Here is a 24,651-nt window from a genome sequence, read left to right as displayed (position 1 = left end):
CGATGCTTCCGGCCGTTTCGCTGCTGCCCCCGCCATCATCGTCGGCGAGGGCAGCAGCGAAACGGCCGGAAGCATCGGGCAGGCCGGCGAAAGGCAGCAGCGCCAGCCCGAGACCGAGCGTCAGGGCGCGAGCCAGCCCGGCGAGACGGGCGGCGGAAGGGCGGCGAAGCTTCATGCCGCCGTCCTCTCGCCGCGCAGGCGGATACCGACGCCGATCATGCGCACCGCATCCTCCGCGGCCCGGCGCAGCAGCTTCTCCGATTCGGCGATCGCTTCCTCCAGCGTGCAGGGCCGCTTCAGGATGCTGGCGAAGGCGTCGATGCCATGCTCGAAATTGATCCGCACCTTGCCCCGGCCGATGGTGCCGGCGAGCGCCACCACCGGAATGCCCAGCGCCTTGGCGCGCCTCGCCACCTCGGCCGGGATCTTGCCGAAGGGCGTCTGCTCGTCGAGGCAACCCTCGGCGGTGATGACGAGGTCGGCCTGGCCCAGCAGGTCGTCGAAAGCCAGATATTGCATCACGATATTGTAACGTGGGTGCAGCCTTGCGCCCAGCAGCCCTTGCAGGCCGGCGCCGAGTCCGCCCGACGCACCGCCGCCGGGCGCGCTGGCAAGATCCTGGCCGGTCGCGTCGCGCAGGCAGGCCGCATAGGTTTCGAGCGCAGCTTCAAGAATGACGACCTGCTCGGGCGTCGCGCCCTTCTGTGGCGCGAAGACCCGCGCCACGCCTTTCGGGCCGAGCAGGATGTTGTGCCAGTTCACCGCGGCGTCGAGCCTGACGCGATCGAGACGCGGGTCCCGTCCCGAAAGGTCGATGCGGGCGAGATCGGCGAGCGCGCCGCCGCCGCGGGCGATCTGCTGCCCCTTCGCATCGAGCAGGCGGATGCCGAGGGCTTCGGCCATGCCGGCCCCACCATCATTGATGCCGCTGTCGCCGCAGCCGATCAGGATGCGCTCCGCGCCGGCATCGAGCGCGGCAAGGATCAGCTCGCCGACGCCATGGCTCGTCGTCAGCATCGGGTTGCGCTGGTCGCGCGGGACCAAAGCGAGGCCGGCGGCGGCGGCCATCTCGATCACCGCGGTTTTCGGTCCGGGTCGACCGAGGAAGCCGAAGCAGGCGGCGACCGGCTGGCCGACCGGCCCGGTCACGGTCCGCTCATGGAGCTGCCCGTCTGTGGCGGCGACCAGCGCCCGGGTGAAGCCCTCGCCACCATCGACCAGCGGCGCCAGCAGCGTCCTTGCGTCCGGCATGGCGGCATGAACGCCCGAGGCGATGGCGGCGGCGACGTCGCTGGCGTCCAGGCTCTCCTTGAACCCCGAGGGGGCGATCAGGATGTTGAGCGTCATGGGATGATCCTCACAGTGCCACGAGGCCTTGCGCCTCTGCTCCGTAAACGATGCCGCTCCGGGCTTATTCCGATGCCGGCTCATTATTTTTCGGTGACGCGGCTCAGCGCAGCGCCAGGCCGAAAGACGGCCAGATCCAGAGCGAAAAACCCATCAGCAGCACGAACATCACCGGCAGCAGCGCCAGCGAAAGAAGCATCAGGTCGCGCGCCGCATAGGTCGGTTTTTCGAGATCGGCATAGAGCGCGACCGGCTTGGCGCTGACCGCCAAGGTCTGGCAGAAGCCGGTGCCCATCACGATCAGCACGATCAGCGCGCTGGCATTGTAACCATGCGCGACCAGCGGCAGAGCGAGCAGCGGGATCAGGATGGTCGCCCGCGCGCTGCGCGAGGTGATCAGGAGATGCGAGAGCAGCGCGACCACGGCGACCAGGGCCGCGACCGCCGGCACCGAGCCCAGCGCGCCGGGTGGCAACGCCGCAAGCAGAAGCTCCATCAGCGATTTCGCCGCGCCGGTCGCGATCAACGCGCTGCCCATCAGCGTGGTCGCGGCGAGAAAAAGGATCAGCTGCCATTCGACCGTCTTGGCCGCCTGCTTCATCGAGACCGGAGCGAGCGGCTTCAAGGTCACGGCGACGGCGCCGAGCAGGGTCACGACCGCGGCATCGATGCCATGCAGGCCCTGCGTGCTCCAGCCGAGCACGACGAGCCCGACCACGGCGCCCACATAAAGCTGCTGGCGTGTCAGCGGGCCGGTATCGGGCGCGGGAAGAGATAGCGCCCGCCTCCGCTCGGCCGGCGCGAGGAACAGCCACTGAATGATCACCATAGCCGCGAGGCTGGCGATCACCGCCAGCGGCAGCGCCATCGCCATCCAGCCGAGATAGCCGTAGGCCGTACCACCGCTGCGCACGATCATCTCGACCGCGATCAGATGCGCGCCGGCACCGATCAGCGAGCCGCCGGCCGAGAGCAGGATAACCGTCGGGAACAGCAGCGCGAGCGCCCGATTGATTCTGGCATCGTCGATGGCGTCCGCGAGGGCGAGATAGACCGGCAGCAGCAGCGCCGCCCGGCCGGAGGTCGATGGCACCACGAAGGCGGTCGCGACGATCACGCCGGTGACGGCGAGGAAGAGCCCCCGGACCGTGCGGACGCGGGCAAGAGCAGCGAGCGCCAGCCGCTCGGCGAGGCCGCAAGCGCGCAGCGCCGCCGCGATGATGAAGGCGCCGATCAGGAGCCAGATCAGCTCGCTGCCGAGCGCGCCATGCAGCTGCTGCGCAGGGACAGTGCGGGTAGCGACGAGCGCCCCTGCCGCAGCGAGCGCGATCAGGGTGTCGTCGAGCGCCGTCAGGCACCAGGCGATCGTCGCGAGGCAGAAGACGATCAGCGCGATCCGCGCCTCGGCCGGGAATGGCAGCCAGAACCAGATCGCCGCGCCGAGCACGGCGGCGAGCCCGAGCGGCAGGAAGCGGGCGCGGACCGGCAGCCGCATCGCGAGGGCAGGAAGGGCGAAAGACCGTGGCGCGCCGATGCGGGCTCCGGTCAGGGTCTGGGTCGGGACAATGCTCATGCCGCACAAACGACGGGCTTGCGCGGTTTATTCCCGCTTGCTGCGAAAAATCGGCGCGGCCTTCAGACCGCGCCGGTGCTCTTCAGCGTCTGATAGGCCTTGAGGATTTCCTGAAGCGTACCCTCGCGCGAACGGTCGCCGCCATTGGCGTCGGGGTGGAAGCGCTTCACCAGTTCCTTGTAGCGCGCCTTGATCGCCGCCCGGTCGGCAGTGTCGTCGAGGCCGAGCGTTTCCAGCGCCTTGTGCGCGACGATGCCGACGCGCGGCTCCTGCTTGGCGGTCTGCTGGCCGGCGCGCGCGCCGAAGATGTTGAACCCGTCCTCGACCTCAGGCCCGGCAGCGCCGCTGGCGACCCGGCCGCGCTGTGCCATCCGCGCCGCCCTGGAATTGACGCCGAGCTTCCAGGTCGGCCGGTGGCCGATCTCTTCCTGCTTGGCATAAGCGGCGAGCGCCTCGTCGTTCATCCCGGCGAAGTAGTTGTAGGTCGCGTTGTAGGCCTTCACATGGTCGAGGCAGAACTGGAAGAACTTGCCTTCCTTGCCGCGCCCCATCGGCGCCCGGAATTCGCCGGCCTTGGTGCAGCCGGCATGGTCGCAGCGGCGCGCAGGTTCCTCGACGACCTCCTCCGCTTCGGAGGGGCCGATCCTGATGCGATCGAAAAGGCGCGAGTTGAAGTTCATGCTGGACGGGTTATGGGACCGGAACGTGAAAGCGACAAGTGTGCCGCGGCAGTGAGTCGTGCCGCGCGACAAGGGCATGATCATGACCGCAATGGCTGAACGGATTACGACCAAGCTCGAACAGGCGCTGGCGCCCGCCCGCCTCGCCGTCATCGACGAATCGCACCAGCATCACGGCCATTCCGGCTGGCGCGAGGGCGGCGAAACCCATTTCAGGGTGGATATCGTGTCGCAGGCCTTCGCCGGCAAGAGCCGGCTCGAGCGCCACCGCCTCGTCAACGCCGCCCTCGCCGAGGAACTCGCCGGCGGCGTGCATGCGCTCGCCATCGTCGCCCGCGCGCCCGAAGAGGGCTGAGCGACGGCTCAGCGCGCCTTCCGCTCCGGTGTCATGAGATAGATCGCGGTCGAAGCGAGCAGCAACGCCGCGAAGACCCAGTGCAGATTGGCGAAGGCGGTGGCCGCGCCGTGGCCGGCGCCGCGCTGGACCGCGATCAGCCAGCCCGAGCCGAACTGCACCGCAGCCGCACCCGCGATGAAGAGGAAATTGACGAAGGTCATGCCGCGCCCGACCAGGTGCTCGGGGAAGAAGATCCGCGCATGCGCCATCAGGATCGCATAGGTGAAGCCGGTGCCGCCGACGATGGCGAAGAGCGTGACGGCGCCCGGCATCGAGCGCTCGCCGAGCAAGGCGAGCAAGGCGAAGCCGACCCCTGTCGCGGCGGTGCCCCAGGCGACCAGCGGCTTGCTCCGGCCGCTGCGCTTCTGCAACGCCCCGTAGACGAAGGCGCCGGCGGTCATGGTGATCGCCATGGCGAGCGCCGCATGGCCGGCGGCGACCGCATCGAGACCATGGACCTGGGTCATGAAGGGGGCGATCCAAAGGCCGCGCCCCGTCGCCAGAATGGCGTAGCCGCAGAGCGTGATCGGCGCCAGCAGCCAGAGCGGACGAATGCTGGCGATGCTCTTCAACCCCTGCAGCAGCCCCTCCTGGCGCCCCGATGAGTCCGTGGCGACCGGCGGATCGCGCACCAGCAGGGTCGCCAGCACGGTCGCCAGCAGGAACATCGTCGCGAAGCCCAGCATGGTCGCGCGCCAGCCATAGCTCTGCGCCGCCAGCGCAAGCGGGGCCGCACCGGCGAGATTGCCGAGCGAGCCGAGGCCGATGAAGACCGAGGACAGCACGCCGAAGCGCGCCGTGTCCTGCGTCCGGGCGAAGAGATAGAGCGCCGACATGAAGATCGGCGAGCAGCCGATGCCCACCAGCCCCATGGCGAAGACCGCGACCCAGGCGCTCTGCGCCGTGGCGAACAGGAAGGCGCCGACGGTGCCGATCGCCATGGTCGTGGCGACCGTCCGGCGCGGGCCGAGCCGGTCGAGCGCCCAGCCGACCGGGAACTGCGCGGCGGCGAAGGTGATGAACCAGGCGGCGCCGAGTGTGCCGAACTCGGCCGGGCCGATCTTGAGATCCGCCATCACCGGTCCGGCGATGACGCTCAGGAACGAACGGTAGAAGATCGAGAGGATATAGGCCGGCAGCAGCGCGAAGAAGATGGTCACCGGGAACTCCCATGCCGGGCCGAGGCGGCCTCGGCCGGCCGCGGAGCTCCCGGATCGATCACTTGATGCGCTCGAGTACGGAGACGTAGTTCGCCACCGCCGCCCCGCCCATGTTGAAGATGCCGCCGAGACGGGCATCCTTGACCTGCATGCCTTCCGGCGCCTCGCCGGTGAGCTGCATCGCCGAGAGCACATGCATCGAGACGCCGGTCGCGCCGATCGGATGGCCCTTGGCCTTCAGGCCGCCGGAGACGTTGACCGGCAGCTTGCCGTCCTTCTGGGTCCAGCCTTCCTTGATCGCCCGGGCGCCGTCGCCCTCCTTGGTCAGGCCCATCGCCTCGTATTCGATGAGCTCGGCGATGGTGAAGCAGTCATGGGTCTCGACGAAGGAAAGATCGTCGAGCGCGATCCCGGCATTGGCGAGCGCCTTCTGCCAGGCGAGCGCGCCACCCTCGAACTTCAGGATGTCGCGGCGGGCCAGCGGCAGGAAGTCCTGGACATGGGCCATGCCGCGGAAGCCGACGGCGCGGCGCATGGTCTTGGCGGTCTCCTCGTCGGCTAGCACCAGCGCGGCGGCGCCGTCCGAGACCAGCGAGCAGTCGGTGCGCTTCAGCGGGCCTGCGACGAAGGGGTTCTTCTCGCTCTCCTCGCGGCAGAAGGCGTAGCCGAGATCCTTGCGCATCTGGGCGTAGGGGTTGTCGACGCCGTTCTTGTGGTTCTTCGCCGCGATCATGGCGAGCGCGTCGGACTGGTCGCCATGGCGCTGGAAATAGGCTCCGGCGATCTTGCCGAAGACGCCGGCGAAACCGCCCTGGGTGTCGCCTTCCTGGGCGAGATAGGACGCCTTGAGCAGGTTCTTGCCGATCTCCGGCCCGGGCGTCGTGGTCATCTGCTCGACGCCGACGACGAGCACGACTTTGGCGGCGCCGGCCTTGATGGCGCGCACGCCCTGATGCACCGCGGCCGAGCCAGTGGCGCAGGCGTTCTCGACGCGCGTCGCCGGCTTGAAGCGCAGCGCCGGGTCGGCCTGGAGCACGAGGGAGGCGGTGAAGTCCTGGGCCGAGAAGCCGGCATTGAAATGGCCGAGCACGATCTCGTCGACCTGGTCTGCGGTGATGCCGGCATCGACCAGCGCATCCGTCGCGACCCTGACGATCAGGCTCTCGATGGTCTCGGCATCCTGCTTGCCGAACGGAGTATGGGCCCAACCGACGATTGCAGCGCTCATGGCGTCATCTCCCGAATGATGTGCAGATACACATTATCTGCCTTTGCCCTCGTCCCGCGACAAGCGGCACCGGTGCATTTCTGTCGTGCGTGGAAAGGCCAACCGCCCGCCCCTGTCAAGCGCGCCACGCAGCCTCCCTATCCGACCGAGAGCGCCAGCAGCACGCCGACGCCGACAACGATCATCGTCATGCCCAGGATCTCGCGCCGCGAAGTGCCCTCGGAGAAGATCCGGCGCGAGGCGATCTGGGCGAGCGGCACCTCGACCAGGCCGAGCGTGCGGACATTGGCTGCGCTGGTCAGCGAAAAGCCGATGAACCAGAACTGCGAGGCGGCGGCGCCAAGGAAACCGGCGGCGAGCGAGGGCTTCCAGTTTTCGATCGAGCGCCGCAGCGCCGTGCGGTCTGCGGCGGCCATGTAGGCGGCGAGGATCAGCGAGGAGAACACCAGCCCCCAGGTCAGGGTGGTGGTGGCGCGCAGCACGAAATTTCCGTCCGGCAAGGCGAGAATGCCGCCGCGGAAGCCGATCGCCGAAAGCGCGAAGGAGGCACCGGCCGCGATCCCGAGCACGGCCGGGCGCAGGCCAGCGGCACTGAGCTTCTCGCCCGGCTTCCACGACATCACCACGACCCCGGCGGTGGCGAGGACGATGGCCGCGAACTTCGGAAGGCTCAGCGCATCGCCGAGCAGCAGCGCGCCGAACAGCGCGACCTGCACCGGCTCGGTCTTGGTGTAGGCGGTCGTCACCGAGAAGGAGCGCTCGCGCATCGCTGCCAGCATCAGCCCGGTCGCCAGGATCTGCGTCACCGAGCCCCAGAGGGTGAAGCCGAGATAGCGCAGGTCCGGCGGCGGCGGCAGCCTGCCGCTCGCCAGGCAGACCAGGACGAGGAAGAGCAGCGCGAAAGGCAGGCCGAACAGAAAGCGGACCTGCGTCGCGCCGACGACCCCGATCGCGTCGGTCAGCGAGCGCTGCGTCAGGTTGCGCGCGGTCTGCAGCAGGGAGGCGGCAAGCGTCGCCGGTATCCACAAAAGGGCGAAGCTCACGCGAAATTCCCGAACTAAATGCGATCCGCCCGCTTTTGGACCGCTTGACGGTGCTAGGCAAATCGCTCGGCGAAGGGTAGGTATGCAGGATCAGCGAGGCCATAAATCGCCCGCCGTCTCGAAAATGCCTCAAGCGTCGCGTTGAAGCCCCCTCAACTACACGTCAAGACAGGTTCAAGACCTCAGCCGATGAACGCATTTCGCCTCGCCGCCGGCGCAACCCTCGCCAGCTTCCTCGTCGCAGCCGTCCCGGCCCAGGCCGGCACGAGTCTGGTGATCGACGCCTCCAGCGGCGCCGTGCTCTCGAGCGAGAATGCGAGCCAGGCTTGGCACCCGGCCTCGACCACTAAGATGATGACGCTCTATGTCGCGCTCAAGGCCGTGCGCGACGGAAAGATCGGACTCGAGACCGCGATCCCGGCCTCGAAGCGGGCCGCCAGCCAGCCGCGCGTCAAGGTCTATATCCGCGCCGGCCAGGAGGTGACGCTCGACAACGCCATTCGCATCATGATGGTGAAGTCGGCCAACGACATCGCCTATGTCATCGCCGAGGGCGTCGGCGGCGACGTCGAGAACTTCGTCGGGATGATGAATGCCGAAGCCCGGCGCCTCGGCATGCGCGACACCAACTTCGTCAATCCCAATGGCTGGCACCATCCCGACCAGCAGAGCAGCGCGCGCGACCTCGCCGTGCTCGCCATGGCCCTGATGAGCGAGTTCGGCGACTATTCGGAATACTGGAACACCGGCGCCGTGCAGCTCGGCAAGCAGGTGCTGAAGAACACCAACGGCCTCGTCGGCCGCTATTACGGCATCAACGGCTTCAAGACTGGCTTCGTCTGCGCCTCCGGCTTCAATGTGGTCGCGACCGCAACGCGTGGCGGGCGCACCCTGATCGCCGTGGTGATGGGGGCCCATTCGGGCTCCGAGCGCACCATCAAGGCGGCCCAGCTCCTCGATGACGGCTTCGGCAAATGGGGCGGCTTCGGCAGCACCGTCGCGAACCTGCCCTCCGGCACCGGCGGGCGTGCGTACAGCGTCTGCGACGCGGTCCGCCGCGGCGGCGGTGCGCTCGGCGACGACGTCGAGTCCAGCGGCCCGATCACCGTCTCCTCCGGCCATGGCGTCGGCGGCAACAGCGACGGCACCTCCGACCGCTTTGCCGTTGGCGCGCCGCAGGCCGGCGTCGGCGGCTCGGTCCTGACCCGCTCGCCGTCCGGGCGCATCACGCTGGGCCCGCGCGCGCCGCTCGCCACCGTCAACGTCGCCTTCGGCCGCACGCCCGGCTCCGCCTCCGCCCCGCTCGCGGCCAATGCCGTCGCCAAGCCCGACACCCAGATCGCGCGTGAGATCCAGCCGGGGGCGCCGGTCGCCGCTGGTCTGGTCGGTGCTGGCGCGGGGCGCACGGCCTCCGCCAACGGCGCGATTCCGGCACGCTCCTCCGCCTTCGCCGCTACGGCGCCGGGCGACGAGGTCCAGCCGCCCTCCGACGCCTTCCGCTCCGGCCCGCTGCGCCTACAGGGTGCTGTCCAGGCGGGCGCCGCGACCCCGGCAAGCCTGCGTCCTGGCGCCGCCGCCGGCATCAAGCCGGCCGGACGCAACAGCGCTGCCAAGGCCTCTCCCGCAAAGCCTGTGCTGACCAAGCCAGCCAAGGCCAAGCCGGCTCCGGCCAAGGCCAAGCCGACGACCGCGCTGGTCAAGCCGCCAGCCCGTCCTTCCAAGCCGGCGGCCTCCGCCGCCAAGCCTGACGCCTGAAACCTGCCGGAGACGCCGTGCGCACTGACGGCGACGTCTCCCATGGCCAGCGCGGCATCGCGCTGGCGCTCGCTTCCGCCGCTGCCTTCGGCACCAATATCGTCAGCGCCCAGATCGCCGGGATGGCCGGGCTGAGTGGCCCGCTGCTCGTTTTCTACCGCGTCTTCGTGATGCTGGCCCTGGTCGGCGGCGCCATCCTGCTCTGGCGGAGCGGGCTTTCAGTGCCGCGCCGGCGCTGGCCGGCCCTCATCCTGTTCGGAATCTCGACCGCGCTGGTCGGCAGCGCCTATCTCTCCTCGGTCGCCTTCCTGCCGGTCACCGTCGCCGCCGTGGTGTTCTACACCTTCCCCGTGCTGGTCGTGCTGGCCGAGCCGCTGCTCACCCGGACCCGGCCGAGCCTGGAACGCATCGCCGTCGTCCTCATCGCCTTCCTCGGCGTCGCCATGGTCGTCGGGCCGGACTGGCACGGGCTCGATCCGCGGGGCCTCGCGCTCGCGCTGCTGGCGAGCGTCGCGGCGGCGGTGCAGTTCTTCGCCGCCGGCGCGCTCGGAGAGACAGGGACGCTGCCCAAGCTGCTCTGGTCGCATCTGATGGTGCTGCCGGTGACCTTGCTGATCCTGCTGCTCACAGGTGGCATGCAGCCGCCCTCGGCGCTTGCGCTTGCGCCGCTCGCCGTCCTCGTCACCATCGGCGGCTATCTCGTCGGCTTCCTCTGGCAGGTGCTGGCGCTCGCCCGCGTCTCGCCCGGCCCGGCCGCGCTCGCCTTCTGTGCCGAGCCGGTCTTCGCCGTGATCATCGCCGCCGCCGTCCTCGGCGAGCGCGTCGGGGCGCTGCAATATGCCGGGGGAGGCCTTGTCGTCGCCGCGATCATGACCAATGTAATACTAGAACAAAAGCGGGTGCGGGCCTCGAAGCTGGCGCTCGCGCCCCCAGCCTGAACCGCCCGCCGGATCGATTGCCGAACATGTCCGCCCAGCCGCCTCTACCTATCCCGCTGACCCTGCTCACCGGCTTCCTCGGTGCCGGCAAGACCACCCTGCTCAACCGGCTGCTGAAGGACGAGGCCCTGGCCGACACCATCGTGCTGGTCAACGAGTTCGGCGAGATCGGCCTCGACCATCTCCTGATCGAGGGCGTCGAGGACAACATGGTCCTGCTCGCCTCCGGCTGCCTGTGCTGCACCATCCGCGACGACCTGATCGTGACGCTGGAGGACCTGCTGCGCCGGCGCGACAATGACCGGATCGCGCCCTTCAGGCGCGTCGTAATCGAGACCACTGGCCTCGCCGACCCCGCGCCGATCCTCAACGTCCTGATCAACCACCGTTATCTCGCCATGCGCTTCAGGCTCGACGGCGTCGTCACCGTGGTCGACGCGGTCAACGGCTCCGCCACGCTCGATGCCCATCCCGAGGCGCTGCGTCAGGTGATCGCCGCCGACCGGATCGTCCTGACCAAGACCGAGATCGCGGAGGATGCGGAAGCGGTCTCTGCCCTGCACCGCCGTCTCGGCGACCTCAATCCCGGCGCCGCGATCCTGCCCGCCGATGCGCAGGCGCAGGCGCTTGTCGGTGCCGGCCTCTACGATCTCGCCGACCGGCCGGGCGAGCTGCGCCAATGGCTCGCGGCCGAGACGCTCGAAGGCGGTCACGACCACCACGGTCATGGCGATCACGGGCATCATCACCACGACCATCACCATGACGCGCCTCACCACCACCACGACGTCAACCGCCACGACGCCAACATCCGCGCCTTCGTCCTGACTGCGGAGGAGCCGATCCGGCTCGCGACCTTCGAACTGTTCTGGACCCTGCTGCGCTCGACCCATGGACCGAAGCTCCTGCGCCTCAAGGGGCTGGTCAGCCTCGCCGAGCAGCCGCAGGGGCCGCTTGTCGTCCACGCCGTCCAGCAGGTGCTGCATCCGCCAGTGCAGCTTGCCGCCTGGCCGGATGCCGACCGTCGCTCGCGCCTCGTGCTGATCGTCCGCGATCTCGACGAAGCGGTCGTCGCCCGGCTCTGGACGGCCTTCCTCGGCCGCACCGCGCCGGGCGGGACCGCGGGCCACGCCCATCACCACCACGGCTGAGCCAGGCGGCGTCTGGCCCGCTTCTTGATCCCAGTCTCCCAGCCTGCCGTTCTCGCTATCGTGGCGTGCCATTCCGGCACGTTACAGTGTCGATCCGGTCGGACTCCGGAGGCAGGACCATGCCGAACCTCTTCGCTCTGAACATGCCGGCCGATGGCCGCCGGCCCGCCGCGCGACCGAATATCGGGTATGGCGCCAAGGCGAGCAGCCCGGTCCATATCGAACGGCGCCAGCTCTCCGCCTGCGGCGCGATCGAGGCGGAATGGGCCGCCCTCGCCGCCCGCGCCATCGAGCCCAACCCGTTCTACGAGCCCGGCTTCGCACTGCCGGCGGCGCAGCATCTCGTCAGCTTCCGCGACGTCCAGGTCCTGCTGGTCTGGCAGGGCAAGTCGGGCAGCTCAGGGCGCCTGCTCGGCTTCAGTCCGCTCCAGCCGAGCCGGCGGCTGTTCGGCAGCGATACCCTGACCGGCTGGAACGATGCCCGGCTCGGCAACGCCGCGCCGCTGATCGACCGCGACGAGCTCGGCCCGGTGATCGAGGCTGTGCTCGGCATGCGCGGAAGCTGGGGCAGCCTCGCCTCCAGCGGACTGCTGCTGCCCGGCATCGATCGCGACGGCGATCTTGCCCAAGGCGTGCTGCAGCAGGCAGCGGAGATGGGCTGGCGCGCGACGCTGAGCGCGGCCACCCCGCCGCCCCTGCCCCTGGCCGAGGGCGGTCCCGATCTCGCAGCGCTCCGCCACGGATTGTCGCGCCATGGCGAGCTTGCTCTGGTCGAAGCCTCTTCACGGCAGGACCTGCGCGACATCGTCGAGATGCTGCTGGCCCTGGAAGCGTCCGGCCCCCTCGCAAGGGCCGGCACCGCGACCCTGCAGGACATCCGCGAGACCGCCTTCCTGCGCGCCATGACCCGCAGCCTCGCCCGCGCTCGGCAATGCCGCGCCGGCCTCCTGACGCTGGACGGCCAGCCGATCGCCGGCGCGATCGTGATCGGCAAGGGACGGCGGCGCTGGCTCTATGCCAGCGCCCAGGAGGAGCGTTTCGCGAGCTTCGCGCCGCTGGCGCAACTCGTCGCCCAACTCCGCCGTCGCAACCATGCCGCCCAGCTGGTCGGCGATATCCCCGGCCCGCACGCCGTCACCGACAGGCTGGCGCTCGGCGAATTGCGCCTGCTGCCGCGTCCGAAGCGCGGGCCCAGGCCGGTCGGCCTCAGCCAGCCTCGTCGCGCAATAGCCGCCGGATGATCTTGCCGGTCGTCGTCATCGGCAATTCGGTCCGGAAGGCGATCTCGCGCGGATATTCATGCGCCGCGAGGCGCTGGCGCACGAAGCCCTGGATCTCGGCGATCAGCGTCTCCGAGGGCTGATGGCCGGCAGCCAGCACGACGAAGGCCTTGACGATCTCTGTGCGCAGCGCGTCCGGCTTGCCGACCACCGCCGCCAGCGACACCGCCGGATGGCGCAGCAGGCAATCCTCGATCTCGCCGGGCCCGATCCTGTAGCCCGACGAGGTGATGACGTCGTCATCACGGCCCACGAAACGGAAATAGCCCTCCGCGTCGCAGAGCCCCTGGTCGCCAGTGGTCATCCAGTCGCCGATGAACTTGGCTTCGGTCGCCTCCGGCTTGTTCCAGTAGCGCAGGAACATCACCGGATCCGGCCGCCTGACCGCGATCCGCCCCTCCTCCTCCGGCTCGCAGAGACTGCCATCGGCGCGGATCACCGCGACGTCGTGGCCCGGCACCGCCTTGCCGATGCAGCCGGGCTTCACCACGCCGAGCGCCGCACTGGAGGCGAGCACGAGGTTGCACTCGGTCTGGCCGTAGAACTCGTTGATGGTCAGGCCGAGCTTCTCGCGCCCCCAGGCCAGCGTCTCGGCGCCGAGCGACTCGCCGCCCGAAGCGACGGTGCGCAGCTTGAGGTCGTAGCGTCCGCGCGGATTGTCGACCGAGCGCAGCATGCGCAGCGCCGTCGGCGGGATGAAGCTGTTGCGCACGCCGAGCTCGGCCATCAGCCGGAACGCCTCGTCCGGGTCGAACTTCGCCGCCGGCCGCGCCACGATCGGCACGCCGTGATGCAGCGCCGGCATCAGGCAGTTGAGCAGGCCGCCGGCCCAGGCCCAGTCGGCCGGTGTCCAGATCAGGTCGCCCGGCTGCGGCAGGAACTCGTGCGGCATCTCCACCCCCGGCAGATGCGCCGGCATCACCCTATGGCCGTGCAGCGCGCCCTTGGCGTTGCCGGTGGTGCCGGAGGTGTAGATCATCAGCGCCGGGTCGTCGCGCGAGGTGTCGACCGGGGTGAAATCCGGGCTTTCGGCTTCGAGCGCCGTCTCCAGCCCTTCGGCCCGGCCATCGGCGCCGTCGCTGGAGAGGATCAGGTCGAGCTCCGGCAGCGGCTCCTCGATCTGCGCCAGCTTGGCAAGGCCCGCCGCATTGGTCACCAGCGCCTTGGCGCCGCAATCGTTCAGCCGGTAGGACAGCGCGTCGGCGCCGAACAGCGCCGCCAGCGGCACCGCGATGGCGCCGAGCTTGTAGGCGGCGAGATGGACGATCGGCACATGCCGCCCCTGCGGCAGCAGGATCGCGATGCGGTCGCCGATGCCGACGCCGCGCCGGCGCAGCGCATTGGCGAGCCGGTTCGACTGGGCCCGCAACTCGCCATAGCTCACCGGCGTCACCGACCAGTCCGGATTGAGCTCGATCAGCGCAGTCCTGTCGGGCTCCACCGCGGCCCAGCGATCGCAGCAATCGACGCCGATATTGTAGCGCTCCGGGATCTGCCAGCGGAAGGCGGCGCGCAGGCGCTCGTAATCGCGGATATCGGGAAGCATCGGCAGGCCCTTCGGTTAGAGCATTCTCGAGCGAAGTGGATACCGGTCCGCGCGAAGAAAATGCGGTAAAACAAAGAGATAGAGAATTTCCACGGTTCTCTGAATCGCGGAAATTCTCCTGAGCCCGCAGGAACTTGAGGTGGAGGCCACCTTGGCGAGGGGAGCGGGCCCGGAATGATGAGCCCCTGCGAGGCTCGCCTCCTCTCCCACCGGTGCGGCGAGCGGAAACGCGCTGGAGCGCGCGCACGATAGGCAGGTGGCGGGGCGCTGTCACCTTGGCGGTGCGTCAACCGCCGTCATGATGCGCCAGTCAGCCGCGCGCCATCTGCGAGCGCTTGGCCCAGCCGGTCATCCGGTCCTCGACGAAATCGACGACAGCGACCAGGAAGATGCCGAGCACGGCCAGCACGATCAGCGCCGCGAACACCAGCGGCACGTTGAAATCGGCCGAGGCGCGGGTGATCAGGTTGCCGATGCCGAGATTGGAGGCGTTCTGCTCGCCGATCACCGAGCCGACATAGGCGAGCGTGATCGAGACCTTCAGCGCCCCGAAGAAATAGGGCAGCGAGCGAGGAATGCCGACCTTGGTCATGATGTCGAGCCGGCTTGCGCCGAGCGCCTTCAGCACGTCCTCGGTCTCGGGCTCGATCGTGGCGAGGCCGGTCGCGACATTGACCACGATCGGGAAGAACGAGATCACGAAGGCGGTCAGTACCGGCGGCAGCCAGCCGACGCCGAACCAGAGCACGAGGATCGGCACCACCGCGACCTTGGGGATCGCATTGAAGCCGACCAGCAGCGGGTTGAGCCCGGCCTGGAGCAGGCGCGACGAACCGACCAGCAGCCCGACCGCGAGCCCGAACAGGATCGAGAGCCCGAAGCCGGCCGTGGTCATCCAGAGTGTGTGGAAGGCGTTTGTGTAGAGCGGCTTCTGGTACTGCACCAGCGCCGCCCAGATCGCCGAGGGCGGCGGCAGCACGAAGGCCGAGATCGAGAGAGCCCGGCAGGCCACTTCCCAGAGCGCGAAGAAGCCGAGCGTGAACAGATAGGGCGCGAGCCTGAGCCAGATCGAGCGCTTCATGGCGTTGATGGCCCTGTCTCTCCAGGACAGCCCTCATCCTGAGGAGCCGCGTAGCGGCGTCTCGAAGGATGGTCCAGCCGTCTTCGGAGCCTTCTGGAACATCCTTCGAGACGCGCTCCTGCAGAGCGCTCCTCAGGATGAGGGCTGAAAGAACGACAGGCAGTCATGCTGCGGCCCTCGCCTGCCGGATATGGCCGCGCAATTCGTGGACGATCTCGGCAAATTCCGGCGTGTAGGTGATTTCGAGGTCGCGCGGACGGGCGAAGCCGATCTCGCGCTCGGCGATGATCCTGCCCGGCCGCGCCGACATGCAGAACACCCGGTCGGCCAGGAACACCGCCTCGCGCAGATCATGCGTGACCAGGATCACCGTGACGGCGCGCTCGGCCTGCAAGTCGCGGATCACGCACCAGAGTTCCTCGCGCGTGAAGGCGTCGAGAGCGCCGAAGGGCTCGTCCAGCATCAGGAGCTTGGGCTCGTGAATCAGCGAGCGGCAGAGCGAGGCGCGCTGCTGCATGCCGCCCGAGAGCTCCCAGGGATACTTCGCGCCCATGCCCTTGAGACCGACCTTCTCGAGCAGCCCTTCGGCTCGCGCGACATATTCGTCCTTGTTGGCGCGCAGGCGCTGGCGATGCGGCTGCACCACTTCGAGCGGCAGCAGGAGGTTGTCCAGCGTGGTGCGCCAGGGCAGCAGCACCGGATTCTGGAAGGCCATGCCGGTGATCTTGATCGGCTCGGCGACGCGCTGGCCGTCGACCATGACCATGCCGGCCTTCGGCTTCTGCAGGCCGGTCGCGAGCTTCATCAGGGTCGACTTGCCGCATCCGGACGGGCCGACGATGGCGGCGAACTCGCCCTCGCGCACCTTCAGCGACAGGCCGTCGACCGCGGGCGGCCCGTCACCGCCACCATAGACATGCGTGACCTCGTTCAGTTCGACGAAGGCGGTCAAGGGCGCTCCATGGGCAGCAGGCGGGAAGCCGGCCTTCCCTCCACCGGGAAGGCCGGATGCGGGGCGGGATGCTCAGAGCTTTCGATCGGCCTCGGCCGGCAGGAAGCTGTCGACGAAAGCCTCGCCCGCCTTGGCCTTGTCCTTGAAGGTGAAGGTCAGGCCGATCTGGTCGAGCGCCGTCGCCCAGCGCGCCTTGTCGATGCCGCCGACGCCATTGGCCTTGACCCAGGGCGTCACCACGTTCTGCTCCAGCGTCATCTTCAGGCGCTCGAGCTCGACCTCCTGCTTGGCGACATCGTTGCGCTTGATCACCAGCTGCGCGCCGAGCTCGGGATTGGCGACGGTGTCGCGGATGCCCTTGGTGATCGCACGCAGCAGGCCGCGCAGCGCCTCCGGCTTCTCGGCCATGAACTTCGGCGAGGCCATCACGACATTGCCGTAGAGCTCGACGCCGTAATCCGACATCAGCATGGTGACGATGTCGTCGACCGGCACGCCGCGCGACTTAAGGTTGATGTAGGACGAGTTGGCGAAGCCGAAGACGGCGTCGACCTCGCCCGAGGCGAGCATCGGCTCGCGGACCGGGAAGCCGACATTCTCCATCCGCATCTTGCTGTCGTCGAGCTTGTTGACGGTCTTGAAGATCGGCCATTGCGCGAAGGCGGCGTCGGCCGCCGGGGCGCCGAACTTCTTGCCTTCGAGGCTCTTCACATCGCTGGTGATGCCGCGGCTCTTGCGGCCGACGATGGCGAAGGGCGGACGGTCATAGACCATCATCACAGCCTTGAGATCGACGGTCGGGTTCTCGTCGCGGAAGCGGATCAGCGAGTTCACGTCGCCAAAGCCGACATCATAGGTGCCCGACGCGACGCGCGGGATCGCCTCGCGCGAGCCATTGCCGGTGTCGATGGTGACGTCGAGCCCCTCGGCTTTGAAGTAGCCCTTCTCCTGCGCCATCAGGAACAGCGCCGCCGGCCCCTCGAAGCGCCAGTCGAGCGTGAAGCGCACCGCAGTCTGCGCCGCGGCCGGGCCGATTCCGAGCCCCGCCACGACCAGGCCGAGCACGCCCGCCAGCCCGGCCAGGCGCCGGCGTGAAAGGGAGCTGTAGACTTTAGTCGTAGACATCTGGGACTCCGGAATGGGGCGCGAAAGGAGCGATGGCGGGAGATTGGTTCCGGCGACGACGAGCAAGGCCCGTGCCGCAGAGCAGGCAGCTTCAAACTGGCGCAATGTCCATCTGCGTCAAGCCGATCCGATGAAAATTCATGCAGCGCGGCAAACAAGTCGCGCAAATTTCCGGCAGCCTGCCTCAGGCGGTTCCTTTCCCGCCGAAAGCCGACCGGTCAGAGCGGCAGCGCCCCGTCGGTCTTGACCTCCTCCATCACCGCATAGGTCCGCGTCTCGCGCACCGCCGGCAGCGCCAGCAGCACCTCGCCGAGGAAGCGCCGATAGGCGTTCATGTCGGCGACCCTGGTCTTGACGAGATAGTCGAAGCCGCCGGCGACCATATGGCATTCCAGCACCTCGGGCGCCCGCTTCACCGCATTGGCGAAGCGCTCGAAGGCGTCGGGCGTCGTCTTGTCGAGATAGACCTCGACGAAGACCAGAAGATGCAGCCCGAGCTTCACCGGATCGAGCGTCGCACGATAACCGGTAATGTAGCCCTCGCGCGTCAGCCGCTTCAGGCGTTCGCCGGTCGCGGTCGGCGACAGCCCAACCGCCTCGGCCAGCTCGACGCCGGCGGCACGGCCGTCATTCTGCAGCATCGCCAGCAGGCGGCGGTCGGTTCGATCCAGCACGGGATATTTCTCTGTCATATGGCAATACAACGAACATTCTTACATCTGAGAGACAAACATATCCATTGATATCCGGCGTGCTTGCCACGATCCTTCAGATCATCCCGTTTTAGCCTCTCCGGAGCCCCGCCATGGCCGCCCCTGCCCCGCGACCGATCGACAGCGCCGCCCCCGTTTTCCGCGCGCCCTATGCCGAGGATGACGGCGCGATTGCCGGGCGCCTGCTCGCCGGCTCCAGGCGGGAGCCCGCCGCCAAGGCCAGGATCGACGCCCGCGCCACCTCGCTGATCGAGGCGATCCGCACCCGCAAGGTCGGCCTCGGCGGCATCGAGGAATTGCTGCGCGAGTATTCGCTCTCGACCAAGGAGGGCCTCGCGCTGATGGTGCTGGCGGAAGCCCTGTTGCGCGTGCCCGACGCCGCCACCGCCGACCGGCTGATCGAGGACAAGCTCGGCCAGGGCGACTTCGCCCACCATGAATCGAAGTCCGACGCCTTCCTGATCTCGGCCTCGTCCTGGGCGCTCGGCCTCACCGCCCGCATCATCCAGCCCGGCGAGACCCCGACCAGCATCATCGGCAATCTCTCCAAGCGCCTCGGCCTGCCAGCCGTGCGCACCGCGACGCGCCAGGCGATGCGGGTGATGGGCAATCATTTCGTGCTCGGACAGACCATCGAGGAGGCGCTGAAGCGCGCCCGCTCCGGCACCGGCAAGCTCTATCGCTACTCCTTCGACATGCTCGGCGAGGGTGCCCGCACGCAAGGAGATGCCGATCGCTACTACGCCTCCTATGCCGCCGCGATCGACGCCATCGGCCGCTCCGCCGGCAATGACAAGCTGCCGAACCGGCCGGGCATCTCGGTCAAGCTCTCGGCGCTGCATCCGCGCTATGACGCGACCAATCGCGAGCGCGTGCTCGTCGAGCTCACCCCGAAGGTGATCGAGCTCGCCCGCCAGGCCAAGAAATACGATCTCAACTTCACCGTCGACGCCGAGGAAGCAGACCGGCTCGAGCTCTCGCTCGACGTCATCGACGCGGTGCTGGCCGATGCCTCACTCGCCGGCTGGGACGGCTTCGGCCTCGCCATCCAGGCCTATCAGAAGCGCGCCAGCGCGGTGATCGCCCATATCGCGGCGCTGGCCGAGTTTTACGATCGGCGCATGATGGTGCGCCTGGTCAAGGGCGCCTATTGGGACACCGAGCTGAAGCGCGCCCAGGAGCGGGGCCTGCCCGACTATCCGGTCTTCACCCGCAAGGCGATGACCGACCTGAACTACGAGGCCTGCGCCAAGCAGCTGCTGGCCCTGCGCCCGCGCATCATCCCGCAGTTCGCCACCCACAACGCGCTCACCGTCGCGACCGTCGCCGAGCTCGCCGGCAACACCGAGAACTTCGAGTTCCAGCGCCTGCACGGCATGGGCGAAGCGCTCTATGAGCGCCTCCTCCAGGAGAATTCCGGCTTCGCCTGCCGGACCTATGCGCCGGTCGGCGGCCATCAGGACCTGCTCGCCTATCTCGTGCGCCGCCTGCTCGAGAACGGCGCCAACTCCTCCTTCGTCTCGGTCTCGGGCGATCCCGACGTGCCGGTCTCGGAGCTGCTCGTGCCGCCGGCCGACATCATCGGAACGCCGGGTGCCGCCCGCCATCGCCGCATCCCGCTGCCGGCCGATCTCTTCGGCCCGTCGCGCAAGAACTCGGCCGGCATTGAGCTCGGCGATGCCGCGAGCCTGGAGGCGCTGCTCGCCGAGATCGGCCGCGCGACCGCAAAACCCTTCCCGGAGGCGGGCGCCGTGATCGACGGCAAGCCCGTCGCCGGCAACCGCCGTGAGCTGCGCTCGCCGATCGACGCAAGGCCGATCGGCCATGTCGTCGAGGCGAACGAAGCTTCGGCCGCCCAAGCGGTGCTCGCGGCGAAGGCCGGCTTCCCCGCCTGGAACGCGACGCCGGCGCGGATCCGCGCCGCGGCCCTGCGCCAGGCGGCCGAGCTGATGGAGGCCCGCCGCGGCCCGATCCTCGCTTTGCTCCAGGCCGAGGCCGGCAAGACGCTGGACGACGCCATCGCCGAGCTCCGCGAAGCCGTCGACTTCCTGCGCTACTACGCCGCCGAGGCCGAGACCAAGTTCGCGGTGCCGACCGCCCTGCCCGGCCCGACCGGCGAGGAGAACCGCCTCGTCCTGCGCGGCCGCGGCCCCTTCATCTGCATCGCGCCCTGGAACTTCCCGCTCGCCATCTTCGTCGGCCAGGTCGCGGCCGCGCTGGTCACCGGCAACAGCGTCGTCGCCAAGCCGGCGCCGCAGACCCCGCTGATCGCCAGCCTCGCCATCGCCATCCTGCACGAGGCCGGCGTGCGGAAATCGGCGCTGCACCTCACCCCCGGCGACGGCAAGCTCGGCGCCGCCCTCGTCTCCCATCCCGACGTCGCCGGCGTCGCCTTCACCGGCTCGACCGCGACCGCCCGCGCCATCAACCGGGCACTTGCCGCCAAGGACGGCCCGATCGTCCCGCTGATCGCCGAGACCGGCGGACTCAACGCCATGATCGTCGACGCGACCGCCCTCGCCGAGCAGGTCGCCGACGATGTGGTGATGTCGGCCTTCCGCTCGGCCGGCCAGCGCTGCTCGGCGCTGCGCCTGCTGGTGGTGCAGGAGGACGTCGCCGACAAGATGGTCGAGATGATCGAGGGCGCCGCCAGCGTGCTCAGGCTGGGCGATCCGCGCGAGATCGAGACCCATGTCGGCCCGGTGATCGACGCCCCCGCCAAGCAGCGGCTCGACACCCATATCGCGGCGATGCAGGCGCAGGGCCGCGTCGCCTATGCCGGCACGGTGCCGTCGCTCGGCGGCACCTTCGTCGCCCCGCACATCATTCGGCTCGACAAGGTCTCCGACCTCACCGCCGAGCATTTCGGCCCGGTGCTGCATGTCGTGCGCTGGAAGGCGGGCGAGCTCGACAAGGTGATCGAGGCGATCGAGGCCACCGGCTACGGCCTGACGCTCGGCGTGCATTCGCGCATCGAGACCACGGTCGAGCACGTCACGCAGAAGCTCTCGACCGGCAATATCTACGTCAACCGCAACATCATCGGCGCGGTCGTCGGCGTGCAGCCCTTCGGCGGCCACGGCCTCTCGGGCACCGGCCCCAAGGCCGGCGGGCCGAACTACCTCGCCCGCTTCGCCACCGAGCAGACGGTGACGATCAACACCGCGGCGGCCGGCGGCAACGCCTCGCTGATCGCAATGGGCGAGTAGCCTCCTTCCCTTCTCCCCTTGCGGGAGAAGGTGGCTCGGCGAAGCCGAGACGGATGAGGGGTCGCCCCCCTTGTCCGGCATCGCCAGCGGCGGGGCGCCGACCTCGTCGCGTTGCGCGACCCCTCACCCCATCCCTCTCCCGCAAGGGGAGAGGGGGCCATCGCCACGCCTACCCGCTTCCCTACTCCGCTCCCCTTGCCGCGGCCTGCTTCAGCCGGGCGAGCGCCTCCTCGGCGCCGGCCTTGACCTGGATGTCCTTCGAGGCCGCTTCCAGCTCGAGCCGGGCGACCAGTGCCGCGACATCGGGCACCTGGCCTTCCGCCGCGAGCTTCAGCACCGCGTTGGCGAGCACGTTCGGCCAATAGGCCGCCGCGCCCTTGGCCAGCCCCTTGGCCTTGCGGCCCTCGAATTCCTTGGTGAGCTGCTCGGGGGTCTTTCTTGCCATGGCGGCGCCTTCCGTGAATCGCGTTCGAGCCGGAGCTTATAGCAGCACGGCCGCAAACGGCGCGGCGAAGGCGCAGCCAAGCCCTGTCCGCCGGCGACTTTTCCCGGCCTCGCCCTGCCGAAACGGCACCTTTGCCGCGATGCCCTGCCTGCAAGGCCGGGCGGCGCAAGCAGCATTTGCGCCCGGCGGCGGCAGGGTGCACCAGCCCCGCCGAAGGGCCGCGCAGCCGGCCGCACGTTCAGGACATCCTCCCATGCCTCTCGCCTTGCGCGCGCTCGCCGCGACCCTTGCCTGTCTCCTCGTCGCCGCCCCGGCCTCGGCCGAGATCACCGACCCCGACCTGAGCTGCGCCGACTATCTCAAGACCGGCCAGCACAAGGCCGACCGCAGGACGAGAGCCGGCGCCAGCCACGAAGCCGCGACCATCGAGGCCAAGGTCCGGGCCTTCTGCGCCGCCAATCCGAAGATGAAGGCGATCGATGCCGAGATGACGATGACCGGCCTCTGAGCCGGCAGGGCGGCGCCAGCCGCTCTCAGCCCCGGTCCGGGCCCATGCCCAGGATCGCCTCGATCTGCGCCTTGTGCCGGACGATGCGCCGCTCGGCCTCGTACCAGGCCTCCCTGCCCTCGACGCCGGCGAGGCGCAGGCGGATCGCCTCGCGGAAGGTCGCGCGCATCTCGTCGGAGAGGCAGTCCATGAGCTTGCCGGCGCATTCCCCGCCGTCCGGCCCGGCGCAGGCCCTGGCGCGCCGGCAATCCTTGCGGCCGCAGAAGCGCCAGCACTGCATCAATGTCGCGACCCTGCGAAGCATGATCGGCCGCTCGCGCTGATAGCGCTCGAACTCCTCCTTCGTCGCGCCACGATGGTCGGGATTGCGGGGCATGGGGTGTCCTCCAGGTTGCTTCCGGCAAGGAGTGGGGAGCGCGCCGCTTCCCTTCTCCCCTTGCGGGAGAAGGTGGCGCGCAGCGCCGGATGAGGGGTCGCGCCGCGCCTTCCGACTTCGACCACGGACGAAAAGCCAATCTCGTCAGGTCGCGAGACCCCTCACCCCACCCTCTCCCGCAAGGGGAGAGGGAGCAGGTCGTGCCTCCCGCGCCCAAGCGTCGTCCCCGCCCGCAGGCTGATCCTGCGGGCGTTGTCGCAAATGAGGGGCAGCGGAGCGCCGCGAGGCGCGGGTTTGGTATCCGCTTCCATTGAGCCAGGAAGCGGCGCGGATGGATCCCCATCCGCACGCCCCGTGGCGCTCCGCTCAGCGGCGATTTGAAAACTCCGGGCCGCGCTTCATTCAGACCTTGCCCCGATCCCGCTCGTCGCCTTCGCCAGTTCCCCTCATCGGGTCGTCGCGTCGGCGCTCGGGCGGTTCACGATCGGCGGGCAGGTCCGGCTAGCGAGCTCCTCGCGCAGGGATCGTAGTGTCCCCAGGTCGGTTCCCGAAGCCTCCCGGGAGCGAGGCGCAACCCTCGCCCGCAGGCGCCGCACCCACCCCGCCAAACGACATGCCTCCGGTCGGCCGCCCCTCGGGGATGGGATGCGAGGGATCATACGGGAGGTTTGGAGGGCGGGGATAAGTTTGCGGAACGCGCCGCAGACCCCCTCTCCTGGAAGGAGAGGGGCAGGGGTGAGGTGTACGCCGTTCGACCAGCGCCGCTCTCCCTCGCCGCACGGTCAGGTTCAGGCTGGCGTTTCCGGTCCGAACACCTCACCCTGCCCTCTCCTTCCAGGAGAGGGTTCCCCGCGCCTGCATTGTGAAGGGGGCTTGATGGCCGACGAACGCCGGCAATTCGCCAGAAGGCTGCGCCGGCAGGCGACCGGGCCCGAGGACGTCCTCTGGGACCTGCTGCGCGGCCGCCGCCTCGACGGGCTGAAGTTCCGCCGGCAGGAACCGCTCCTCGGCTACACCGTCGATTTCCTCTGCCCGGAGCGCAAGCTCGTCATCGAGCTCGACGGCCGCCAGCATGGCTGGGATCAGGGCTATGACGCCGCCCGCACGGACGAGATCGAGCGCCACGGCTTCATGCTGATCCGCTTCCGCAACGATGAGGTGCTGGACGACCGCGATGCCGTCATCGCGCGGATCAGAGCAGCATGCACACCATAGAACCCTCTCCTGTAAGGAGAGGGGTTTTACGTCACGCTTCGCCGTGGTAGCGCGTCTGGGACAAATGGCGCGACGAAATCGAGGCCGCGACGGGGCGCCGGAACCTCGACCCAAAACCCTCTCCTGTAAGGAGAGGGCAGGGTGAGGTGTACGCCATTCGACCAGTTGCGCTCGGCCCTCACCGCGCCGGGTTCAGGCCAGCGTTTCCGCTCCGAACACCTCACCCCTGCCCCTCTCCTTCCAGGAGAGGGGGTCAGGTTGCGGTTCCCGAAGCCTCCCGGGAGCGAGGCGCACCCCTCGCCCGCCCGGGGCTAGAGCGTCCTGCGAACTCTCAAAGGTGGAGACGGCATTTCAGAGGAACGCGCTTCGAAATCCCCAAGGAACAACTCACATAAGCGAGAAACGGCTCGCCACTCGCTATTCCATTCGACGGCCCAAGTTTCACCATTCCAGAAACCGTTATGCCCCCACGAAAGATCGAGGCTCGGAACCGGATCCTCATGCGATAACCTATCGACATGCACGCGCTTGGCGTGTTTCAGGCCGTTGGCCAGCTTTCGGATTTCATCCCAGATCGGAAATTGACGGGCGAACCAGCCTTCTTCCACACTCGCCAAATCGACGCCGTGGTCAACTTGGATAAACCAATCCGCGACGTGACTCGTCGCCAGAAGCATCGCGAAGAGGCTGGCCATATCGTCTGCCTCTTCGTGCCTGGCAATAAGCACGCGGGCAATACGGAGCATGTCGGCGGTTGACCGCGGAGGAGTTTGGTCTGCAGCCACAGGCATAACCAGTCTGGTGCTATGATTTTCACGAAACTCCTTTGCACGAGAATAGCTCGTGCAAAACATGCAAGCGGTCTTTGCCTTTCGGCCGCCCTTGACTCCCCCCCCCCCCCCCCCCCCCCCCCGCCCCCGGGCCCCGCC

22 protein-coding genes are annotated in these 24,651 nt (G+C 68.7%); 8 read left to right on the top strand and 14 right to left on the bottom strand.

Annotated features, from left to right (window positions below; all coding sequences use genetic code 11):
- Window positions 1–171: 171 nt before the first annotated feature.
- The 3 genes from RKE40_RS27125 to RKE40_RS27115 form a co-directional block, all read right to left on the bottom strand.
- A complete protein-coding gene (locus RKE40_RS27125) occupies window positions 172–1,347 on the bottom strand; it encodes a glycerate kinase family protein (protein WP_316021282.1) in 1,176 nt (391 codons plus the stop codon).
- Between the two features lie 103 nt (window positions 1,348–1,450).
- The gene (locus RKE40_RS27120; RefSeq protein WP_316021281.1) at window positions 1,451–2,920 is read right to left on the bottom strand and encodes an SLC13 family permease; all 1,470 of its coding nucleotides are present in this window, start codon (window positions 2,918–2,920) and stop codon (window positions 1,451–1,453) included.
- A gap of 62 nt (window positions 2,921–2,982) precedes the next feature.
- On the bottom strand, window positions 2,983–3,600 hold the full coding sequence (locus RKE40_RS27115) for a J domain-containing protein (protein WP_316021280.1): 618 nt from the start codon (window positions 3,598–3,600) through the stop codon (window positions 2,983–2,985).
- An 82-nt stretch (window positions 3,601–3,682) separates the two neighbouring features.
- Here RKE40_RS27115 and RKE40_RS27110 point away from each other — a divergent pair, with 82 nt between their 5' ends.
- Window positions 3,683–3,955: a BolA family protein gene (locus RKE40_RS27110; RefSeq protein ID WP_316021284.1), complete on the top strand. Its 273-nt coding sequence runs from the start codon at window positions 3,683–3,685 to the stop codon at window positions 3,953–3,955.
- An 8-nt stretch (window positions 3,956–3,963) separates the two neighbouring features.
- On the opposite strand, the gene RKE40_RS27105 is transcribed toward RKE40_RS27110, so the two are convergent.
- The 3 genes from RKE40_RS27105 to RKE40_RS27095 all read right to left on the bottom strand — a co-directional run bounded on the left by RKE40_RS27105 (window position 3,964) and on the right by RKE40_RS27095 (window position 7,428).
- Window positions 3,964–5,157, bottom strand: a complete 1,194-nt coding sequence (locus tag RKE40_RS27105) for an MFS transporter (protein ID WP_316021279.1) — start codon at window positions 5,155–5,157, stop codon at window positions 3,964–3,966.
- Window positions 5,158–5,215: 58 nt separating this feature from the next.
- Window positions 5,216–6,385, bottom strand: coding sequence for an acetyl-CoA acetyltransferase (locus RKE40_RS27100; RefSeq protein WP_316021278.1), 1,170 nt, complete (start codon window positions 6,383–6,385; stop codon window positions 5,216–5,218).
- 137 nt (window positions 6,386–6,522) lie between these two features.
- Window positions 6,523–7,428: an EamA family transporter gene (locus RKE40_RS27095; RefSeq protein WP_316021277.1), complete on the bottom strand. Its 906-nt coding sequence runs from the start codon at window positions 7,426–7,428 to the stop codon at window positions 6,523–6,525.
- Between the two features lie 189 nt (window positions 7,429–7,617).
- On the opposite strand from RKE40_RS27095, the gene RKE40_RS27090 reads away from it, so the two are divergent.
- The 4 genes from RKE40_RS27090 to RKE40_RS27075 all read left to right on the top strand — a co-directional run bounded on the left by RKE40_RS27090 (window position 7,618) and on the right by RKE40_RS27075 (window position 12,513).
- The gene (locus RKE40_RS27090; protein ID WP_316021276.1) at window positions 7,618–9,183 is read left to right on the top strand and encodes a serine hydrolase; all 1,566 of its coding nucleotides are present in this window, start codon (window positions 7,618–7,620) and stop codon (window positions 9,181–9,183) included.
- A gap of 17 nt (window positions 9,184–9,200) precedes the next feature.
- The gene (locus RKE40_RS27085) at window positions 9,201–10,121 is read left to right on the top strand and encodes a DMT family transporter (protein ID WP_316021275.1); all 921 of its coding nucleotides are present in this window, start codon (window positions 9,201–9,203) and stop codon (window positions 10,119–10,121) included.
- Between the two features lie 26 nt (window positions 10,122–10,147).
- Window positions 10,148–11,272, top strand: a complete 1,125-nt coding sequence (locus RKE40_RS27080; RefSeq protein WP_390893550.1) for a CobW family GTP-binding protein — start codon at window positions 10,148–10,150, stop codon at window positions 11,270–11,272.
- A 119-nt stretch (window positions 11,273–11,391) separates the two neighbouring features.
- Complete coding sequence (locus tag RKE40_RS27075) at window positions 11,392–12,513, top strand: GNAT family N-acetyltransferase (RefSeq protein ID WP_316021273.1); 1,122 nt, start codon at window positions 11,392–11,394, stop codon at window positions 12,511–12,513.
- Here RKE40_RS27075 and RKE40_RS27070 read toward each other — a convergent pair.
- From RKE40_RS27070 to RKE40_RS27050, 5 genes are all read right to left on the bottom strand, one after another.
- Entirely contained in the window at window positions 12,479–14,098 is a 1,620-nt protein-coding gene (locus RKE40_RS27070; protein WP_316021272.1) for an acyl-CoA synthetase, read from the bottom strand. The two genes, RKE40_RS27075 and RKE40_RS27070, sit on opposite strands and share 35 nt — an antisense overlap.
- Before the next feature lie 310 nt (window positions 14,099–14,408).
- Window positions 14,409–15,179 carry an ABC transporter permease gene (locus RKE40_RS27065; protein ID WP_316021271.1) on the bottom strand — a complete coding sequence of 257 codons (771 nt, stop codon included), beginning with the start codon at window positions 15,177–15,179 and terminating at the stop codon, window positions 14,409–14,411.
- A gap of 163 nt (window positions 15,180–15,342) precedes the next feature.
- Window positions 15,343–16,131 carry an ABC transporter ATP-binding protein gene (locus tag RKE40_RS27060; protein WP_316021270.1) on the bottom strand — a complete coding sequence of 263 codons (789 nt, stop codon included), beginning with the start codon at window positions 16,129–16,131 and terminating at the stop codon, window positions 15,343–15,345.
- Between the two features lie 72 nt (window positions 16,132–16,203).
- Window positions 16,204–17,256, bottom strand: a complete 1,053-nt coding sequence (locus RKE40_RS27055) for an ABC transporter substrate-binding protein (protein WP_316021269.1) — start codon at window positions 17,254–17,256, stop codon at window positions 16,204–16,206.
- Window positions 17,257–17,474: 218 nt separating this feature from the next.
- Window positions 17,475–17,948: an Lrp/AsnC ligand binding domain-containing protein gene (locus RKE40_RS27050; protein WP_316021268.1), complete on the bottom strand. Its 474-nt coding sequence runs from the start codon at window positions 17,946–17,948 to the stop codon at window positions 17,475–17,477.
- Window positions 17,949–18,085: 137 nt separating this feature from the next.
- Between RKE40_RS27050 and putA the strand changes: the two genes are divergently transcribed.
- Window positions 18,086–21,178, top strand: coding sequence for a bifunctional proline dehydrogenase/L-glutamate gamma-semialdehyde dehydrogenase PutA (gene putA, locus RKE40_RS27045; protein ID WP_316021283.1), 3,093 nt, complete (start codon window positions 18,086–18,088; stop codon window positions 21,176–21,178).
- A 181-nt stretch (window positions 21,179–21,359) separates the two neighbouring features.
- Here putA and RKE40_RS27040 read toward each other — a convergent pair whose 3' ends face one another.
- Entirely contained in the window at window positions 21,360–21,623 is a 264-nt protein-coding gene (locus RKE40_RS27040; protein ID WP_316021267.1) for a hypothetical protein, read from the bottom strand.
- A gap of 253 nt (window positions 21,624–21,876) precedes the next feature.
- Here RKE40_RS27040 and RKE40_RS27035 point away from each other — a divergent pair, with 253 nt between their 5' ends.
- Entirely contained in the window at window positions 21,877–22,131 is a 255-nt protein-coding gene (locus RKE40_RS27035; protein WP_316021266.1) for a hypothetical protein, read from the top strand.
- Window positions 22,132–22,156: 25 nt separating this feature from the next.
- On the opposite strand, the gene RKE40_RS27030 is transcribed toward RKE40_RS27035, so the two are convergent.
- Window positions 22,157–22,507, bottom strand: coding sequence for a hypothetical protein (locus RKE40_RS27030; protein ID WP_316021265.1), 351 nt, complete (start codon window positions 22,505–22,507; stop codon window positions 22,157–22,159).
- A gap of 876 nt (window positions 22,508–23,383) precedes the next feature.
- On the opposite strand from RKE40_RS27030, the gene RKE40_RS27025 reads away from it, so the two are divergent.
- Window positions 23,384–23,722 (top strand): endonuclease domain-containing protein, encoded by a 339-nt coding sequence (locus tag RKE40_RS27025; protein ID WP_316021264.1) that lies wholly within the window; start codon window positions 23,384–23,386, stop codon window positions 23,720–23,722.
- A gap of 311 nt (window positions 23,723–24,033) precedes the next feature.
- Here the strand turns inward: RKE40_RS27025 and RKE40_RS27020 are convergent, their stop codons facing one another.
- Window positions 24,034–24,417, bottom strand: coding sequence for a hypothetical protein (locus RKE40_RS27020; RefSeq protein ID WP_316021263.1), 384 nt, complete (start codon window positions 24,415–24,417; stop codon window positions 24,034–24,036).
- Window positions 24,418–24,651: the final 234 nt, after the last annotated feature.

This window comes from Allobosea rubneri (assembly GCF_032464875.1).
In the GTDB taxonomy this organism is placed as follows: domain Bacteria; phylum Pseudomonadota; class Alphaproteobacteria; order Rhizobiales; family Beijerinckiaceae; genus Allobosea; species Allobosea rubneri.
The sequence above is the reverse complement of the archived record's forward strand: the minus strand, read 5'-3'. Positions and strand labels throughout refer to the sequence as shown.